We start from the raw sequence: 17,233 nt of genomic DNA on the forward strand, positions 1-17,233 counted from the left end.
CAAGGGACTGATGAAATTTTTTGAAAATAAAACTCTTGACTTCAAGTTCACTCTAAGTGTTATATTGTATCAAAAAGAGGTTTCAATGAAAAGGTTTATCCTCATCCTTCTAACAATCCTTATGGGGGCTGCCATGGCTGCTGAATCCAAGAAACTGGTCATCTATTATTCTCGTGCCGACGAAAATTATAGCGTGGGCTATATCAAGAAGGGCAACACTGAAATCGTTGCTGAAATCATCGCCGCAAAAACAGGCGCAACGTTATTGAAGGTGGAACCCGCCAAGGAATACCCGAAGGTTTACGATGAGTGCATTGCGGTTGCAAAAAAGGAATTGGCAAATGACGCCCGTCCGGAAATCAAACCGGTCAGCATCAACCCCGAAGAATTCGATGAAATCTACGTCGGCTATCCGGTGTGGTGGGGCGAGATGCCTATGCCTATGTTTACCTTCTTTGAAAAGTACAATTTGAAGGGGAAGACCATCCATCCCTTCGTCACTCATGAAGGCAGCGGCCTCAGCGGTGTCACCCGACTTAAGAAAGTGACCGGCGCCAAAGTGACTATGGGTCTTGCCATTTATGGTCATGAAGCTCAAAACGAAAAAGCAAAGGCGGAAAAAGACGTGGAAAAGTGGTTGAAGTGATTTTCTCCCATTAGATTATTGCTTTTTTTACAAAAGAGACTCGATTTCTGTTTCGGGTCTCTTTTAAAAATTGTAATTATCTAAATTTTGAAAGGAAAAAAGAAAAGAAGGAAATTGAAATGAATATTCTTCTCACCGGTGGTGCGGGCTATATCGGCAGCCATACTATCATTGAATTGGACAAGGCGGGTCATTCTGTTGTTGTTGTTGACAATCTCGTAAATTCCAGTGAGGAATCCCTTCGTCGTGTTTCCCAGATTATTGGAAAGCCGGTTCCCTTTGTAAAGGCAGATGTCCGCAATGCTGTTGCCATGAACGATGTGTTCAACGAATATTCCATTGATGCCTGTATCCACTTTGCAGGCCTCAAGGCTGTGGGTGAATCTGTTGCCAAGCCTCTGGAATATTACGAGAACAACATGAACGCTACTTTCGTTCTGCTGGACGTGATGCGTAAGCACAACTGCAAGAATTTTATCTTCTCTTCTTCTGCCACAGTTTATGGTGACCCAGCTATCATTCCCATTACAGAGGAATGCCCCAAGGGACAGTGCACCAATCCTTACGGCAAGACCAAGTCTATGCTTGAAGAAGTGCTCATGGATTTGCAGAAGGCCGACCCGGAATGGAATGTGGTTCTGCTTCGCTATTTCAATCCCATTGGCGCCCATCAGAGCGGTCTCATTGGCGAAAATCCCAATGGCATTCCTAACAACCTGATGCCCTACATCACCCAGACGGCTGTGGGCCGCCGCGCAGAACTTGGGGTGTTCGGTAACGATTACGATACGCCGGATGGAACCGGTGTTCGCGACTACATTCACGTTTGCGACCTGGCTAACGGTCACGTTTGCGCTTTGCAGGCCATTGAACGTAAATGCGGTCTCGCCATTTACAACCTGGGTACAGGCCACGGCTATTCTGTGCTGGATGTTGTCCACGCCTTTGAAAAGGCAAACAACCTGAAGGTTCCCTATAGCATCAAGCCCCGCCGTCCGGGCGATATTGCTACCTGCTACTGCAACCCTGCAAAGGCCAAGGCTGAACTGGGTTGGGAGGCGAAGTACGGTATCGAGGATATGTGCCGCGATTCCTGGAACTTCCAGAAGAATAATCCCGAGGGATATTAAGAAGTGGTTAGTAAACAGTGGCTAGTAAACAGGAATCACTAACCACTAACCACCAACCACTAATCACTAACCACTAACCACTAATCACTATCATTATGAAAAATGTCGTTCTTCTCGGTGCTACCGGTTCCATCGGAACTTCTACTGTAGACGTTTGCCTTCAGCATTCTGATCTCTTTAAGGTTTATGCTGTTGCGGCCAATTCCAGCGTGGAAAAGGTCGCTGAAATTGTCCGCAAGTTCAAGGTGGAACGAGTCTGCATGTTCAAGCCCGAAGCTGCCAAGGAACTGAGTGCTATCCTCAACATGCCGGTGCTCTCCGGTATGGAAGGCCTCTGCGAACTTGCTGCCGACCCCAAGGCCGACATTATCATTAACGCCTTGATGGGTGCTGTGGGTTGTCTTCCCACCATTACTGCCATTGAACACGGTAAGCATGTGGCTCTCGCCAACAAGGAAACCATGGTGATGGCAGGCCCCGTTATCTGGGACAAGCTGGCTGAAAATCCCAAGGCATTCATCACTCCCATCGACTCCGAACACAGCGCTATTTTCCAGTGCCTGGCAGACCGTCCCAACAAGGAAGTGGAATGCCTGGAAATCACTGCTTCCGGTGGCCCGTTCCGCACTTGGCCCATTGAAAAGTTTGAAAACATCACCGTGGCCGACGCCCTCAACCATCCGGTATGGAGCATGGGCCGTAAGATCACCATCGACTCCGCTTCCATGATGAACAAGGGTCTTGAAGTTCTTGAAGCCCACTTCCTGTTCCACATTCCGTATGAACAGATCAAGGTGGTGGTTCACCCCCAGTCCATGGTGCATTCCCTGGTGCAGTTCCGCGATGGTTCCTTGATGGCTCAGCTGGGCGCTCCCGACATGCGCATTCCTATTCAGGTGGCCCTCACCTGGCCGGAACGCCTGCCCCTCGAAACCAAGCGTCTTGATCTGCCCACCCTTGGTCAGCTCACCTTCTTCGAACCGGACTTCAACAAGTTCCGTTGCCTGGCTCTCGCTTTCGAAGCAGGCCGTCGCGGCGGTATCGTGCCCGCCATGATGAACGCTGCCAACGAAGTCTTGGTGGACCGCTTCCTGGATGGCAAGCTGAAGTTCACCGACATTCCCCGTCACGTGGAAACCATCATCAATGGCGCACCCAACTTGACAGGTCATTTGACTCTCGACCAGGTTCTGGAAGCCGACGCCGAAGCTCGTCGCTTGACTCTCGACTTGATCAAGTAATACCGAACATTGTCTTCTGGAAGCTCAAAGAGCTGATAGAATCCTCGTTTTTAAGTCCCCTGAGTGTGAACTTGGGGGCTTTTTTGTGATTGTCGCCCTGTTACTCTTGCGTAATATCACAGTGGGTACAGTTGTAAACGGCAACAGCCCAAAAAAACGAGAATTGTTGTAAATTTGAGGTATATTAAATTTGTGAAAATTTAACTAGGGAGTATGAGAATGTTTTCCAAATTTGGTCTTAAGCAATTTGCCCCTCTGGCAATTTCTGCCTTGACTCTTGTTAGCTCTGCCTTTGCAGCTAACGCTTATATTAACCAGATTGGCTATCGCCCTGCCGACAACAAGGAATTTGTTGTTGATGGCGTCAACGGCGGCAATGTTGAAATTGTGGACCAGACTGGTCAAACGGTTCTTATGGTTACCCCGTCGGCAGCCACTTCTTGGGATGCTTTCAATCAGCAGGTGCAGTTGGTTGACTTCTCTGACCTCAAGACTCCGGGAACATACTCTATCAAGGTCGGTGGCCAGGTTGTCCGTAACGACTTGAAGATTGCTGACAAGACTTTTGAAGATGTGGCAAAGGCTTCTCTTAAGTGGTTCTACTACCAGCGTGCCTCCATGGCTTTGGACCAGACTTATGCAGGTCAGTGGAAGCGTTCTGCTGGTCATACCAATGGAACCGTGGAAAAACATCAGTCCGCAGGTTCGGGCACTATTACTTCTACCAAGGGTTGGTACGATGCCGGTGACTATGGCCGTTATATCGTAAACTCCGGTATTACCACCTACACCTTGCTTTCCCTGTATGAACATTATCCGGATTACTTCAACGCCCTCAAGTGGAACATTCCTGCAGAAGGCGCCCTTCCGGATCTTTTGGCCGAAATCAAGTACAATCTTGATTGGATGCTTACCATGCAGGATACCGATGGTGGTGTTTTCCATAAGTTGACCACTCTCGGCTTCCCGGGTGACGTTATGCCTGCCGGTGATAAGGATAAGCTTTATGTCATTGGTAAGGGCACTGCTGCTACCTTCGACTTCGCTGCAGTCATGGCAACAGCCGCTCGTGTCTACAAGCCTTTCGATGCAACCTTTGCTGCAACATGCTTGTCTGCTGCAAGGAACGCCTACACTTGGGGTTCCAAGAATCCCAACATAACCTTTAGCAATCCGAATGGTGTGTCTACTGGTGAATATGGTGACTCCTGGCTTGTGGATGAAAAGGCTTTTGCAAGTACCGAATTGTTCATTACCACTGGCGAAGCTACCTATAAGTCTGGCGAACCGACCATGAATATTCCTAGCTGGGCAGACGTATCTGGTCTCGCTACTTATGACATGGCCATTCATGCTACAGAATTTGGTGATGTTGGCCATGCTGCCCATGATAGCGTTGTTTGGGTTGCCGATGATTTCGTCAATCGCACCGCTTCTGGTTTCGGTGTTGTTATGCAGAAGAGCGACTTCGTCTGGGGTTCCAACGCAGTGGCTGCAAACCAGGGCGTATGGCTTCTCCACGCATATTACCTGACTGGCGAAGAAATGTACTACACCGCTGCTAAGAAGGTTCTTGACTACCTCCTCGGTAAGAACCCGCTGAATATGTCCTTCTTGACTGGTTACGGTACAAAGTCTCCCAGAATGCCTCATCATCGTCCCAGTACCGCAGACAACATTTCTGATCCGGTGCCGGGTATGCTAGTTGGTGGCCCTCAGCCCGGTGGTGAAGACATCGGTTCTGAAACTTGGGAATGCAAGGACTACAGAACTGGTCAGGCAGCAACCTCCTATACCGACAACCGTTGCAGCTACGCAACCAACGAAGTTGCTATTAACTGGAATGCTCCCCTTGCATACCTCGCTGGTGCCTTGGAAGCTTTGAACGCAGGCCATAAGCCGTCCTTTGCAATCGCAAGCCATGGTGACGCCATCAAGCCCAGCTTTGCAACTCGCAGGGCTTCTTCCGAAAATCAGGTCCGCCTCCGCTTTGCAGATCAGAAGGTCTACATTGAAAAGGCTGGCAAGCGTTTCGACTTGAAGGGCAACCACCTCAAGTAATCGCGATTTACCCCTATTCAAGGCGGCCCTTTGGGGTCGCCTTTTTTGGCTTAGAGGCTCGCCTTTTTCTATATTACCCCATAATGAGTTCTATTCTTGACAATGTTTTGATGTTCATTCTTGGCCTTATCGGCCTTAGTTTCCTGGTGACTATCCATGAACTGGGTCATTTCTTGGTGGCCAAGTGGAATAACGTGAAAGTGAACACGTTCAGTGTGGGCTTCGGCAAGAAATTGTTCAGGTTTAGAAAAGGCGAAACTGAATATTGCATCTCTGCCATTCCCTTTGGTGGCTATGTGGCCATGGCTGGCGAAAATCCCGATTCCTTCAAGGATGGCCAGGTTCCGGGCGAACGTGACTTTACGGGAAAGTCCGTAGGTGCTCGCGCAGCAATCGCCTTTGCCGGTCCCTTCATCAATATCGTCTTTGCATTTATTCTCTTGATGATCCTCTACATGGTGGGTGTGCAGGAACCTGCCAATAAGGAACTGATTATCGGCTTCGTGGGCAAGGGTTCTCCTGCCGAGGTTGCTGGCATTCTCCCTGGCGATACCATTACCGCTATGAACGGTAAGGAAACCCAAGGCTGGGATGATTTCCGTGAACAGATTGGTGTGAGCCTTGGTGCCAATGTGGAACTGGAAATCCATCGTGGTGGTGCTCCGGTAATGATTACCGTGGTCCCCGAAGAACTGGTGATTCCTGCCAAGGATTCTACGGAATCCGAAACAAAGATGGGTATCGGTGATATCGGCATTTATCCCCAGAACCGCGTTATTGTCCGCCTGCCGCCTATGGCGGGTTCTGCCGCCGAAAAGGCCGGCATCCTCCAGAACGATACTGTCTTTGAAATCAACGGCAACCATATTGGCCGTTACGAAGACGTGGTCCGCCATATCGATGGTTCCAAGGGTGAAGAAGTCAAGGTCACCGTGATCCGCGGTGGCGATACCTTGACCCTTCCCATGACTCCCGTCTATAGCGAAGATACCAAACGTTATATGATCGGTGTCCAGATGGGCTACGTTCTTTTCCGTGAAACGAAGTTTGTTCGGCGCGGTCCTATTGAAGCCTTGCAAAAGACCTGCGCTACAAGCCTGAAAATGACCACCAGTATTTTCCGTTACTTTGGCCGCCTTTTCAAGGGTCAGGTCAAGATGGATGCTTTCTCTGGTCCGGTGTCTATCGTCGCTGTGATGGGTAATGTCTGGATGAGCGGCTTCCAGGAATTCCTGATGCTTCTCGCTCTCATCAGCATCAACCTTGGCGTTATGAATTTGCTTCCGCTGGCAATTACCGATGGTGGTCTCTTGATGTTCCTCGGTATCGAAAAGCTTCGTGGCAAGCCTCTTTCTACAAAGACCCAGACTGTTATTCAGAACGTTGCTGCAGCCTTCTTCATTTCCTTCTTTGTGTTCATCACAATCCTCGATTTCGGAAAGCTGTCTCTGTTCTTGCGTTGATTTTTAAATAAAAAAGGAAACACAGTATGAATATTCTCGTTGTCGGTAGCGGTGGCCGTGAACACGCCATTGCCCTCGCTGTAAAGAAGTCTCCCATGTGCGACTCCCTCATTTGCGCTCCGGGTAACCCGGGTATGGCAAACCTCGGCAAGTGCATCCCCGTAGATGTGGCCGACCCCAAGGCTATTGCCGACCTCGCTGTTGCCAACAACATTGACCTGGCCATCATTGGACCGGAAATTCCGCTGGTGGCTGGCGTGGTTGACGAATTCCGTGCTCGCGGTCTCCGTGCCTTCGGTCCTACCGCAGGCGCTGCAGCTCTTGAAGGCTCCAAGGCTTTCAGCAAGGACATCATGAAGAAGTACAATGTCCCCACCGCTGCATTTGAAACCTTTACTGACCTGGCTTCTGCAAAGAAGTTCCTGGCCGAACATCCCGCTCCCATCGTGGTGAAGGCTTCTGGCCTTGCCGCTGGTAAGGGCGCCATCGTCTGCATGACCGACAAGGAAGCAAACGACGCCGTCGAAGAAATGCTGGGCGAAAAGGCAGTCTTTGGCGAATCCGGCAAGACTGTGGTGATTGAAGAATTCATGGATGGCGAAGAAGCCTCCATCTTTGTCGTTTCCGACGGTAAGGATTACACCATCCTCTCTTCCGCTCAGGACCACAAGCGCGTCTTCGACGACGACAAGGGCCCCAACACCGGTGGAATGGGTGCATACTCTCCGGCTCCGGTTGTTACCGACGCTCTGCTGGATGAAGTCAAGAAGACTATTATCGAACCGACCCTCAAGGGTATGGCTGCCGAAGGCAAACCCTATACTGGCGTTCTCTACGTCGGTATCATGGTGACCTCCAAGGGCCCCAAGGTTGTGGAATACAACTGCCGTCTCGGTGACCCGGAATGCCAGATTGTGCTTCCGCTTTACGACGGTGACGTTCTTGCTTTGTTCGATGCTGCTGAAAAGGGCGAACTGGCAAAGCTGGGCGCTCCCAAGGCTCCTAAGGGTTCCGCTGCAATCGTGGTTCTCGCAAGTGCCGGCTATCCGGGCTCCTATGAAAAGGGCAAGGTGGTTACCGGTATTGAAGAAGCCGAAAAGAATGGCGCTCAGGTTCTCCACGCCGGTACCAAGATGGCCGATGGCAAGCTGGTCACCAACGGTGGTCGCGTGTTCGGCGTCGTAGGTCATGGCGCAACTCTTCGCGAAGCTCTGGACGTTGCATACGCCGCTTGCGAAAAGGTTGAATTCGAAGGTAAGTTCTATCGTAAGGACATTGGTAAGAAGGGTCTCGCAAGATGCAAGTAGAAAATGCAAAAGTTGGTATTGTCGCTGGTAGCAAGAGCGACCAGGAAGTTGTAGATAAGATCACCGCTGTGCTGGATAGCTTCGGCATCAAGTGGGAATTCAATATCTATTCCGCACACCGCACTCCTAACGCAACTGCAAAGTATGCCAAGGAAGCTGCCGATCGCGGTCTTCAGGTCATCATCGGTGTTGCAGGTCTCGCTGCCGCTCTTCCGGGCGTGCTGGCTGCGCACACCATCCTTCCGGTAATCGGTCTGCCCTGCGCAGGTGGCCCGCTGAACGGTGTGGATGCTCTCCACTCCATCGTCCAGATGCCGGGTGGCATTCCGGTGGCAACCGTGGGTATCGGTAACGGCAAGAACGCAGGCTATCTGGCTGCTCACATTGTTGCACTCTCCGATCCGGAAGTCAAGGCTAAGCTCATCAAGTACCGCAAGGACTTGGGCGACATCGAAGGATAAATCCAATTATGAATTATGATTTATGAATTATGAGTTTTTTTCTCGTACTTCGTACTTCATAATTCGTAGATTACGGCGCGTCACTCTCCGCTAATATGTCAATTTTCTCTCGGTTCACGTTTCATCGCTTGCTTGCCGCAGTCCTTGCGGCGGTTTTTTTGACTATGGTGCTGCCGGTAAACGTACTGGCAGGTGAGCCTAATCTTCCTGTGGTGGAAGCGCCATGGATGAAAGGGGAACGCCTTGAGTTCAAATTGAGCTGGGGTCCCATAACGGCTGGCACCGCCACCTTGGAAGTGAAGCAGGCTCCCGACGGAAAAACGGAATTCTACACCATGGCCCATGACCAGGGAACCTTCAAAAGGATTTACCCGGTGGCTGACACGATTTATACCCGAGTCCGCAACAAGGGCCTGATGACCGAAGTTTTCCGAAAGACCCTTCACGAGGGTAGCTACCACAACAAGTCTGTCATCCGTTTTGATCGAAAGGGCGAAAAGGCCTGGCTTTCCGATACGGTGTTTACCGATCCGGTGAAACGCAAGGTAAAGCGTTCTGCAGATACGGTGGTCGCCATCAATGGCATGGAACATAGTATCATGTCCGCCTTCTACCTGGTGCGAACCATGCCTCTGACTGTGGGGGAGACTTCCAAGTTCTCCGCAGTCAGTGGGAAAAAGCGTTATGAACTGAAAGTCGTTACCCACGGCCGTGAAAAATTGAAGACGGTGCTGGGGGAGGTGAATACGGTGAAGGTGGAACCGGTACTGGATGGCGATGGAATTTTCGTGTCCAAGGGCCGAATTTTCATCTGGTTGACCGACGATGAACGTAGAATCCCTGTGCTCATGGAGTGTGAAATTGCCCTCGGTTCCATCAAAGCCAAGCTAATTTCCGCAAAATAACGTGAAATTCGTTATAAACCAACATTTTACAAGAACTTTTTGTTAAAAAATCCCATAAATAAGTTATATTCCGTAAGTGATTATATAATCTGAGGCTTTTGATGATTAAAAAATTGCTTTTGACAGTTTGCTTGACCGCTTTTTTGGCCTGGGCTCAGGATGATGAAGATGATGATGAAGGCTTCATTTCTGCTCCGGCTGCAGCTGAACAATCCGCTGACGAAGACGACGAATGGGCTTCTGCTCCGTCCGGTGGTTCTAGAGCTTCCATTGATGACGAAGAAAACGTTGATGAACGCGCTGAAGAATTTGCTAGCGAAACCGGCTTGAGCGCTGCACAGCGTAAGGAACAGCTGGAACGTAAGAAGTTTGAAGAAGAACAGCGTCAGGATGAATACGCAAACTCTCTGCGTCGTCGTGACTGGCTCCGTAACCGTCTCATGCTCCAGGTGGGTATGGGTTCCCGTTACTCCTTCATGGGTGAATCCGGTATGGGTATGAGCTTCGGTATCGGTGCCGAATACATCTTCCCGGAAATCCTGATCCCGGTTCATTTCGGTGTTTATGGTTCCGTGGGCTTCCTCCCCAAGGGTACCGACAACGAACTTCCCACTGGTTCCGAAGACTCCTTTAAGAACTTTACCTTCGAAGGTGGTTCCGGTTACAAGGTCGGTTTGAACATGTACCTCTTCCCGAAGAACCCGCTCCACCTGGGCCTCTCCCTTTCCTATGGTACTGTCTACTTTGACCATGACATCGTACCGGACAAGGCTACCGGTGTCCGTCCCTTGATTGCAATCAATGGCTACCAGGCAGACCTCTTGATTTCTTACCTCACCAATGAATGGTACTACCTGCAGTTCTCCATCGGTATGTACTATGCTCCGATTCTCAAAAAGACTGGTGCTGAAAATCCCAGCTTCAAGGAAAAGCCTAACTCTGAAACTGATGTCCGGGTTGAATACATTTCCCGCGTCGTGAATCCGGAAGGCATGAGCCCGACTGGCATTGTCTTCGGTATCGCTATCGGTTACGCTTTGCCGGAACTCTTCCCGGATGATACCGAAAAGCGTCGTCGTGAACGTGAAAAGGCAAGAGCCCGTTCTGGCGCTGCTGGTCGCTAATTTCTTGAGTTTGCGAAAAGTTTAAAACAAAAAAGGCCGCTTTAACAGCGGTCTTTTTTTATTCGATTCATACCCATGTCCGGAATCGAACCGGAATAACTCCCTTCGGAGGGGAGGACACTATCCATTGTGATACACGGGCGGATGCTGGCAATATAGCAAAAAAGCGAACCATAGGGTTCGCTCTTTTTTGCAGTGAAGTCCGGTCGCTTAAAGCAGGCGGACAATCAATTCGTGAGGTTCGGCATCGACAACCAGGGCCTTCCTGAATTCGCCCACTTCGCCGTCGCCTTCAAGGACTTTCACGATGTCGTCGGTATCCAGAGAGTTGCCTTCGGTACGACCATAGAAATGGTATTCGCTTTCTTCTGCCACTTCGTCCAGGATGACGGTAACAGTCTTGCCAATCATATCTTCGGCATACTGAGCAGCAAGTTCTTCCTGGAATTCAGTGATGGCGTCCAAGCGGGCACGGGCTTCGCTTTCGTCTACGGGGGCCAGTTTCTTCATGGACATTACGGGAGTGCCTTCTTCGGGGCTGAACACAAAGCCGCCCAGATGTTCGAACTTGATTTCCTGAAGCAAGTCCATCAGGTCTTCGAAGTCTTCGTGGGTTTCACCGGGGAAACCTACCAGCACTGTGGTGCGGAGGGTAACGTCGGGCAGCTTGGTACGGATCCTGCGCAAAATGTCGACGAGTTCCTTGCGGGTGTACTTGCGGAGCATGTTCTTCAGAACGCTGTCGCTGCTGTGCTGGATGGGCATGTCGATGTACTTCACCAGACGGGGTTCCTTTGCCATCAGGTCCAGCAGTTCATCATCGATGAATGCGGGGTACCAGTACAGCATGCGGATCCAGGGAATATTGGTTTCGGCGAGAATGGCCTTCAGCAAGTTGGTGAGGGTCTCGCTCTTGTTCTTCTTTTCGCGGCCGAAGTAGGTGGTGTCCTGTGCAATCAAGGTCAGTTCCTTGATGCCCTGGGCTTCCAGTTCCTTGGCTTCCTTCACCAGGTCCTCGATGGGAGTGGATTTCTGGAGACCGCGGATATTGGGAATGGCGCAATAGGCGCAACGGCGGTTGCAACCTTCGGCAATCTTCAGGTAGGCATGGTGGGGAAGGCCGCCCAAGTTCAATCGGGGCAACTTATCCGGATTGCAACCTGCGGGCTGGTCAATGCCCATCTTCTTCAGGAGTTCACCGGGCTTGTAGGTGCCAACCCAGTAATCTACTTCGGGAATTTCCTTTTCCAGTTCCTCGGCGTAGCGCTTGCTAAGGCAACCGGCCACGATAAGCTTCTGCTTGGCCTTCTTGCCCTTCACCTGGGCGAGAATCGCATTGATGGATTCTTCCTTGGCGGCTTCGATAAAGCCGCAGGTGTTTACCAGGATGAAGTCTGCCTTGGAGGCGGTTTCGGTGGTCTGGAAACCGGCGCTCAACATTTCTCCAACGAGGCGTTCTGCGTCGACCTGGTTCTTGGAGCAACCCAGGTGGACAACGAAAATCTTAGGTTTTTTTGTAGCCATGCCGTCAAATATAGCAATTGATTTTCTAGCTTTAAATACCGATAAGTACAAGGAAAAAGGAGGCTTCTTCAATGAATATGAAAATTGCTCTTTCTGCAGCAATGATGGTTATGGCTTTGGGCTTGGTAGCCTGTGGCGATAGCAGTACCGGAAGCAGCGACTCTAGTGGCAATTACTGCAACGTGTCCTACACTTCTACTACCGTTACGATGAAGATGGGCTTGAACGGTGCTACCTACCAGGCTGATGGAACGCTCAAGGGAGACAGGATCTATTACAGCTACAAGGAATACTACCCGTCCGCTTCCGATGCGTCTGAACAATGCGAAAAAAAGAAAAGAGGCAACTGGTATACCAATATCAACTGCACGACCCATGACTTGACATACTCCGACTACGATGAAGTCTCCATTGAAGAAGCTGTGGAAGGCTGGGAAGATGTTTGCGATCAGTATGCTGAAAAGTATGGACTTTAACAGATAACTTCAGTTTATTCTCACAATAAAAAAAGCCCCGTTCAAAAGAACGGAGCTTTTTTCGTAGTCTTGATTCCTTATTCCCAATCGTCTTCGAAGTCTTCTGCGGGAGCCGGGGCAGCGGGTGCTGCCGGAGCTGCGGGAGCTGGCTTAGCTTCGGGAGCGGGGGCCGGAGCAGGTGCCGGTGCCGGGGCGGGCTCTGCCTTGGGTGCGGGAGCCGGTGCAGGTTCTGCCTTAGGTGCAGGAGCTGCTGCAGGTGCGGACTTGGAAGCCGGAATTTCTACGACTTCTTCTTCCTCTTCTTCGTCATCGTCCCAGCTACCGTTAGAAGCGGTGTTGCTGCTGTAGGATGCGCTGTTGCTATAGGAACTGCTTTCGCCACCACCAGGATTGCCGACTTCGTCGTTCTTGGTCTTGTCCACCCACCAAGCGTAGTTCAGCGGGTTCAAAGTCTGCTTACCGTAGTTCTGGGCGTCTGCGGAGCTTGCGAAGTAGCCAACGCGGATACGGTAGTAGGTGCCTTCCAGTTCACCCGGGTTTTCTACGGATGCGATGTAGGCCTTCACGTTGTTTTCTGCCAATTTCTTCACGATAGCGTCTGCAGCCTTCTTGGAAGCCTGGATGCTAACCTGGATTACATAGTCGCCCTTGTCCAACTGACCGTCGCCATTTGCGATGGGAGCCTTGGCTGCCGGGACTTCTTCCTTGACGGCTTCGTCCTTGGATGCGGAAAGAGACTGGATGGGAACCAGCTGCGGTTCGTCTGCTGCCTTTGCTTCTTCTGCTGCAGGAGCTGCTGCTTCGGCTGCGGGTGCGGGAGCCGGCTTTGCGGCGGGAGCTGCTGCCTGGGCGGCCGGTTTTGCAGGTTCCATCTGCGGAACCAGGTCTTCTTCTTCGTTACAGGCCATGAACAAGGAACAGGCCAGGGCGAGGGAGCCTAAAGATAAAGCTGAAAAGGATTTCATCCCAATCTCCGTTTTTTGTTGAAAAATCAAGATAAACTATGCTTTGTAAGTTTTTTAAAATATACATAAGTCTTTGATATTCCGCAAGTTATTACAATAAAAACCCGCTCTTTTTTTAAGACCCTTGACGGAACTCACAGGAATGAATATATTTGGCTATCCAAATTTGAATTTTTAATTATTAACCAAAGGATTATCGTGATCGGCGTTATTGTTAAGTCCAACGAACCTTTCGAACGCGCTCTCAAGCGTTTCACCAAGTCTTGCGAAAAGAACGGCATCATTTCCGATGTCAAGAAGCGTCAGCGCTTCGAAAAGCCTTCTGAAGAAAAGAAGCGCATCGAAACTGCTGCTCGTCGCAAGCGCTTGAAGGAAATTGCTGACCAGAACCGTAAGCGTCTGTACTAATTCGGTTGGCCCGTCCGGGTCTATCCTGATTAGACATATGCAAGGTGGTCAAACCTAGCCTACGCGTAGCTGGGTGATCATTTCCAAGGCAAATGAAAATCTGTGAGTCGCTAACTGTCTGGTTGGTGGCTCATTAGGTGTTTATAGACAAAAGGAATAAAATATGGCAAGTGCACTGCTTACTCGTATTCTTGACGATGTCAAAGCCTCTATGAAGGCTCACGATTCCGAAACCCTCAGCGTTCTTCGTACCCTTCATTCTGATATCAAGAACGAAGCTATGAAGTCCGGTGCAACCCCCGCCCAGATTACCGAATCCATCACAGATGAAATGTGCGTGGATGTCTTGGCTAAGAGCGTGAAGCAAAAGCAGGAAGCTATCGAAATTCTCAAGAAGGGTGGCTTCATGGACAAGATTCCGGCTGAAGAAGCTGTCATCGCCATCTACAAGAAGTACATGCCTGCCGAAATGACCGAAGACGAAGTCAAGGCTTTGATTGCTGAAATCAAGGCTGCAACTGGCGCTACCTCTCCCAAGGACATGGGCAAGATCATGAAGGAACTTCAGCCCAAGGTGAAGGGTCGTTTCGATGGCAAGCGCGTCAGCGCCCTGGTCCAGGAAGCCCTCAAGTAATAATGCCTCAAGGCGAACAAAGTAAAATTCAAGAATTGGAGCTGCTCTACAAGATTAGCTCCATTTTGAACCAGAGTCTAGATTTTGAGAATGTGGCTCATCCCATTCTCGAGGTGTTGGAATCTACCATGGGTGTGCAGCATGCCACCCTTACTTTGTATAATCGCCACACCGGCGAAATCTCCATTGAAATTGCAGAAGGTTTGTCCAGCCGCCAGGCCCGTAAGGGCCGTTACAAGGTGGGCGAAGGTGTCACTGGTAAGGTGGTGGAAACCGGTAAGCCGGTCATCATTCCCTCTGTGGGAAAAGACCCCAACTTCTTGGACCGCACTGGCCGTGGTAAGGACGAAAACCGAGCCTTCCTCTGCGTTCCCGTGATCATGGAACATGAGGTCATTGGCGCCTTGAGTGCTGACGTTCAGGATCCTGTAGAAACGGAACTTCCCGAAAAACTTCGTTTGTTAGAAATCATCGCCCAGATGCTTGCGGGCGCAGTGAAGTTGCGTCGTCAGGCCCGCGAAGAAAACGAAATCCTGAAGGCGGAAAACGAACGCTTGACCATGGAGCTTAAGGACCGCTTCCAGCCCGACAATATCATCGGGCGCTCCAGCGAAATGCAGCGTGTCTACGCCCAGATTGACCAAGTTTCCAAGAATCCCCTTCCCGTACTGATCGTGGGGGAGGTGGGCACCGGCAAGGGCCTTGTGGCCGAAGCTATCCATTATCGTTCCGACCGCAACACTCATCCCTACATCCGCGTCCATTGCGCCTCCATGCCGGAGTCTGTGCTGGACCGTGAACTTTTCGGAAGTGAACGTGGCGCCTTGGTAGGCGTCCTTACGGAAACCCCGGGCCGTGTGGAACAGGCCGATGGCGGTACGCTGTTCCTGGATGAAGTGGCGGAACTTTCTCCCAACCTTCAGGTGAAACTTTTGCGCCTGCTGCAGGATGGCGAAATGGAACGTGTTGGCGCCCGTTTTTCAAAGAAGGTGAACGTCCGCATCATTGCCGCCACCACCAAGAACTTGCAGCAGATGGTGGCCGAGGGCACCTTCCGCGAAGACCTTTACTACCAGCTCCACATTTCGCCTATCTACGTTCCCGCCCTGCACAATCGCAAGACGGACATCGTCCTTCTGGCTGATCACTTTGTGGAACATTATTGCCGTATCGTGGGTAAGAACGTGCGCCGTCTGGCCCGCACCACCATCAACATGCTCATGAGCTACCCCTGGCCCGGCAACGTCCGCGAGCTTGAAAACGCCATCGAGCGCGCGGTCCTCGTGACCGATGAAGACGTCATCTACCCCCATCACTTCCCGACCACATTGCAGACCGCAGAAACTTCCGGCACTCAGGTGTCCGGCAACCTGAAACTGATGGTGGAAGCCTACGAACGTGACATCATTTGCGATGCCCTCAAGAGTTCCAAGGGCAAGATGGCCGCAGCTGCCCGCAGTCTCTCCACCACGCCCCGCATTCTTACGTACAAAATAAAACAGCTAGGCATAGATCTCGCTGGTTTCGGAAAATAGGATTGCGACGGTGAAAAATGTTTTGGAGGTCTCTATGAATAAAATAACTACACTGTTGCTTTCTGCTTTTTTTGCCGTGGTTGTATGTGCCTGCTCTGACGAATCTTCCGACAGTTCCGACATTAATGGCCCCGACGCAAGGCTTTCATCTTCTTCGCAAGAACTGTCTTCTGGAGAGGATGCCGACATCTTCGTTGAGTATGTCGAACCGCCTACGCTATCCTGTGAAAATGTGGAAAGTATCCTAGTTGATTCGGAATTGGATTCGTCGTATTATTTTTCCAGCATCGGCTTTTATGGGGAAAATGTAATTGCCGTTCCATACTATTTCTCTAAGCGGTGGTTGGTTGGTCATGAGGATGATCCGGATTCGGCGCCTATCTATATAAAAAAGAACGGAGATGATTCTTGGCAATCCGTATATGCATTGGAAAACGACAGCTACAATCCGACGGATAACAAAATCTGTATTGTTGGAAATCATTTAGCATTTGTTCGATCTTCAGATAAGCGTTATGATGGATCTGAATATGAAATTTGCCATTCTGCGGATGCCGAAAAATGGGATTGCACGCCCTCCCAGGGGGAGACGTGGCTAACTTGTGACGATGAATATTTCTACAAGAGCGACGATGAAAAATTGTATTATTCTAAAAATGCAGAAGATTGGACCTTGATAAACTATAAGCTCGGCGACATGATTGAACCTATTTTTGATGCGTTCTCCAATGATTCTGCGCATTTTATTGTCGTTTCTTTTTTCACCTTTGCTGAGAATCGAGCAGACCGTTATACTGCGCTTCTTTATTCTAAGGACATGGATAATTGGGACACTAATCACGTTATGGGCGGTTTATCCTATTCGCTCGTCCGCTTCAATGACCTATATATAATGTCGTTAGATAGAAGTTATCATGTAAACGGAAACCTTTATTATTCGAAAGATTTGAAGAACTGGATTCCAATTAAGTCGGTGAACGATAAGTATAATTTTGCGGGGAGCACGTTGGCTGTCTCGAAAGGAGTCTTAGTGGTTGTAGGGGAAGGCGGGGGCTCTGACTCATGGTTTGTTCTTGCATCACGGAATGGTAAGGATTTTAAGGAACAGTGTGGCGGTGGTGCTGAATACGTCAGGGCCTTTTCAGATACTTTGGGGAATTTTTATGCCCTGCGTAGGAATGATTTCGGTTCGTATGGCAAATACGATGTTCTTCGCGTAGTTGAATAACTTGAATTCACTTTTTTAACCACAAATCCCTTCTTACTTCAAACTTCCTACTTCCTACTAATTTCTATCTTTCCCTCCGAAAAGTAAACCTCTAACCCCTAGACCCTAGTCTCTAGACCCTAAAT

The 17,233-nt window shown here is 50.1% G+C and carries 16 protein-coding genes and 1 tRNA gene; 14 read left to right on the forward strand and 3 right to left on the reverse strand.

Going from position 1 to position 17,233, the window contains the following annotated elements; translation table 11 throughout:
* Positions 1–85 precede the first annotated feature (85 nt).
* The 9 genes from MJZ25_00860 to MJZ25_00900 all read left to right on the forward strand — a co-directional run bounded on the left by MJZ25_00860 (position 86) and on the right by MJZ25_00900 (position 10,338).
* Positions 86–646, forward strand: a complete 561-nt coding sequence (locus tag MJZ25_00860) for a flavodoxin (GenBank protein MCQ2122716.1) — start codon at positions 86–88, stop codon at positions 644–646.
* A 119-nt stretch (positions 647–765) separates the two neighbouring features.
* Positions 766–1,776: a UDP-glucose 4-epimerase GalE gene (gene galE, locus MJZ25_00865; GenBank protein ID MCQ2122717.1), complete on the forward strand. Its 1,011-nt coding sequence runs from the start codon at positions 766–768 to the stop codon at positions 1,774–1,776.
* A gap of 95 nt (positions 1,777–1,871) precedes the next feature.
* Complete coding sequence (locus MJZ25_00870; GenBank protein MCQ2122718.1) at positions 1,872–3,017, forward strand: 1-deoxy-D-xylulose-5-phosphate reductoisomerase; 1,146 nt, start codon at positions 1,872–1,874, stop codon at positions 3,015–3,017.
* 219 nt (positions 3,018–3,236) lie between these two features.
* Positions 3,237–5,078, forward strand: a complete 1,842-nt coding sequence (locus tag MJZ25_00875) for a glycoside hydrolase family 9 protein (GenBank protein ID MCQ2122719.1) — start codon at positions 3,237–3,239, stop codon at positions 5,076–5,078.
* 83 nt (positions 5,079–5,161) lie between these two features.
* Entirely contained in the window at positions 5,162–6,541 is a 1,380-nt protein-coding gene (gene rseP / locus MJZ25_00880) for an RIP metalloprotease RseP (protein MCQ2122720.1), read from the forward strand.
* 26 nt (positions 6,542–6,567) lie between these two features.
* A complete protein-coding gene (gene purD / locus MJZ25_00885; GenBank protein MCQ2122721.1) occupies positions 6,568–7,848 on the forward strand; it encodes a phosphoribosylamine--glycine ligase in 1,281 nt (426 codons plus the stop codon).
* A complete protein-coding gene (gene purE, locus MJZ25_00890) occupies positions 7,839–8,309 on the forward strand; it encodes a 5-(carboxyamino)imidazole ribonucleotide mutase (GenBank protein MCQ2122722.1) in 471 nt (156 codons plus the stop codon). The genes purD and purE overlap by 10 nt, the downstream gene beginning before the upstream one ends.
* Positions 8,310–8,404: 95 nt before the next feature.
* A complete protein-coding gene (locus MJZ25_00895; protein MCQ2122723.1) occupies positions 8,405–9,214 on the forward strand; it encodes a DUF3108 domain-containing protein in 810 nt (269 codons plus the stop codon).
* Positions 9,215–9,315: 101 nt separating this feature from the next.
* The gene (locus MJZ25_00900; protein ID MCQ2122724.1) at positions 9,316–10,338 is read left to right on the forward strand and encodes a hypothetical protein; all 1,023 of its coding nucleotides are present in this window, start codon (positions 9,316–9,318) and stop codon (positions 10,336–10,338) included.
* A gap of 70 nt (positions 10,339–10,408) precedes the next feature.
* Here MJZ25_00900 and MJZ25_00905 read toward each other — a convergent pair.
* Together MJZ25_00905 and rimO are read right to left on the reverse strand one after the other, a co-directional pair.
* A tRNA-Arg gene (locus MJZ25_00905) sits at positions 10,409–10,480 on the reverse strand.
* A 68-nt stretch (positions 10,481–10,548) separates the two neighbouring features.
* Positions 10,549–11,862 carry a 30S ribosomal protein S12 methylthiotransferase RimO gene (gene rimO / locus MJZ25_00910; GenBank protein ID MCQ2122725.1) on the reverse strand — a complete coding sequence of 438 codons (1,314 nt, stop codon included), beginning with the start codon at positions 11,860–11,862 and terminating at the stop codon, positions 10,549–10,551.
* 71 nt (positions 11,863–11,933) lie between these two features.
* Between rimO and MJZ25_00915 the strand changes: the two genes are divergently transcribed.
* Entirely contained in the window at positions 11,934–12,338 is a 405-nt protein-coding gene (locus MJZ25_00915) for a hypothetical protein (GenBank protein MCQ2122726.1), read from the forward strand.
* A 77-nt stretch (positions 12,339–12,415) separates the two neighbouring features.
* Here the strand turns inward: MJZ25_00915 and MJZ25_00920 are convergent, their stop codons facing one another.
* Complete coding sequence (locus tag MJZ25_00920) at positions 12,416–13,303, reverse strand: SPOR domain-containing protein (GenBank protein MCQ2122727.1); 888 nt, start codon at positions 13,301–13,303, stop codon at positions 12,416–12,418.
* A gap of 198 nt (positions 13,304–13,501) precedes the next feature.
* Between MJZ25_00920 and rpsU the strand changes: the two genes are divergently transcribed.
* The 4 genes from rpsU (at position 13,502) to MJZ25_00940 (ending at position 17,108) form a co-directional block, all read left to right on the forward strand.
* Complete coding sequence (gene rpsU / locus MJZ25_00925; GenBank protein MCQ2122728.1) at positions 13,502–13,711, forward strand: 30S ribosomal protein S21; 210 nt, start codon at positions 13,502–13,504, stop codon at positions 13,709–13,711.
* Positions 13,712–13,874: 163 nt separating this feature from the next.
* Positions 13,875–14,345: a GatB/YqeY domain-containing protein gene (locus MJZ25_00930; protein MCQ2122729.1), complete on the forward strand. Its 471-nt coding sequence runs from the start codon at positions 13,875–13,877 to the stop codon at positions 14,343–14,345.
* 2 nt (positions 14,346–14,347) lie between these two features.
* A complete protein-coding gene (locus MJZ25_00935) occupies positions 14,348–15,880 on the forward strand; it encodes a sigma 54-interacting transcriptional regulator (protein MCQ2122730.1) in 1,533 nt (510 codons plus the stop codon).
* A gap of 34 nt (positions 15,881–15,914) precedes the next feature.
* The gene (locus MJZ25_00940; protein ID MCQ2122731.1) at positions 15,915–17,108 is read left to right on the forward strand and encodes a hypothetical protein; all 1,194 of its coding nucleotides are present in this window, start codon (positions 15,915–15,917) and stop codon (positions 17,106–17,108) included.
* Positions 17,109–17,233 lie beyond the last annotated feature (125 nt).

Origin of the sequence: Fibrobacter sp., assembly GCA_024399065.1 — a bacterium.
Taxonomy (GTDB): Bacteria; Fibrobacterota; Fibrobacteria; order Fibrobacterales; family Fibrobacteraceae; genus Fibrobacter.

Bases quoted from the DNA above. Each gene is read 5' to 3' on its own strand.
- MJZ25_00860 (MCQ2122716.1), top strand. From the start codon at position 86: ATGAAAAGGTTTATCCTCATCCTTCTAACAATCCTTATGGGGGCTGCC.
- galE (MCQ2122717.1), top strand. From the start codon at position 766: ATGAATATTCTTCTCACCGGTGGTGCGGGCTATATCGGCAGCCATACT.
- MJZ25_00870 (MCQ2122718.1), top strand. From the start codon at position 1,872: ATGAAAAATGTCGTTCTTCTCGGTGCTACCGGTTCCATCGGAACTTCT.
- MJZ25_00875 (MCQ2122719.1), top strand. From the start codon at position 3,237: ATGTTTTCCAAATTTGGTCTTAAGCAATTTGCCCCTCTGGCAATTTCT.
- rseP (MCQ2122720.1), top strand. From the start codon at position 5,162: ATGAGTTCTATTCTTGACAATGTTTTGATGTTCATTCTTGGCCTTATC.
- purD (MCQ2122721.1), top strand. From the start codon at position 6,568: ATGAATATTCTCGTTGTCGGTAGCGGTGGCCGTGAACACGCCATTGCC.
- purE (MCQ2122722.1), top strand. From the start codon at position 7,839: ATGCAAGTAGAAAATGCAAAAGTTGGTATTGTCGCTGGTAGCAAGAGC.
- MJZ25_00895 (MCQ2122723.1), top strand. From the start codon at position 8,405: ATGTCAATTTTCTCTCGGTTCACGTTTCATCGCTTGCTTGCCGCAGTC.
- MJZ25_00900 (MCQ2122724.1), top strand. From the start codon at position 9,316: ATGATTAAAAAATTGCTTTTGACAGTTTGCTTGACCGCTTTTTTGGCC.
- rimO (MCQ2122725.1), bottom strand. From the start codon at position 11,862: ATGGCTACAAAAAAACCTAAGATTTTCGTTGTCCACCTGGGTTGCTCC.
- MJZ25_00915 (MCQ2122726.1), top strand. From the start codon at position 11,934: ATGAATATGAAAATTGCTCTTTCTGCAGCAATGATGGTTATGGCTTTG.
- MJZ25_00920 (MCQ2122727.1), bottom strand. From the start codon at position 13,303: ATGAAATCCTTTTCAGCTTTATCTTTAGGCTCCCTCGCCCTGGCCTGT.
- MJZ25_00930 (MCQ2122729.1), top strand. From the start codon at position 13,875: ATGGCAAGTGCACTGCTTACTCGTATTCTTGACGATGTCAAAGCCTCT.
- MJZ25_00935 (MCQ2122730.1), top strand. From the start codon at position 14,348: ATGCCTCAAGGCGAACAAAGTAAAATTCAAGAATTGGAGCTGCTCTAC.
- MJZ25_00940 (MCQ2122731.1), top strand. From the start codon at position 15,915: ATGAATAAAATAACTACACTGTTGCTTTCTGCTTTTTTTGCCGTGGTT.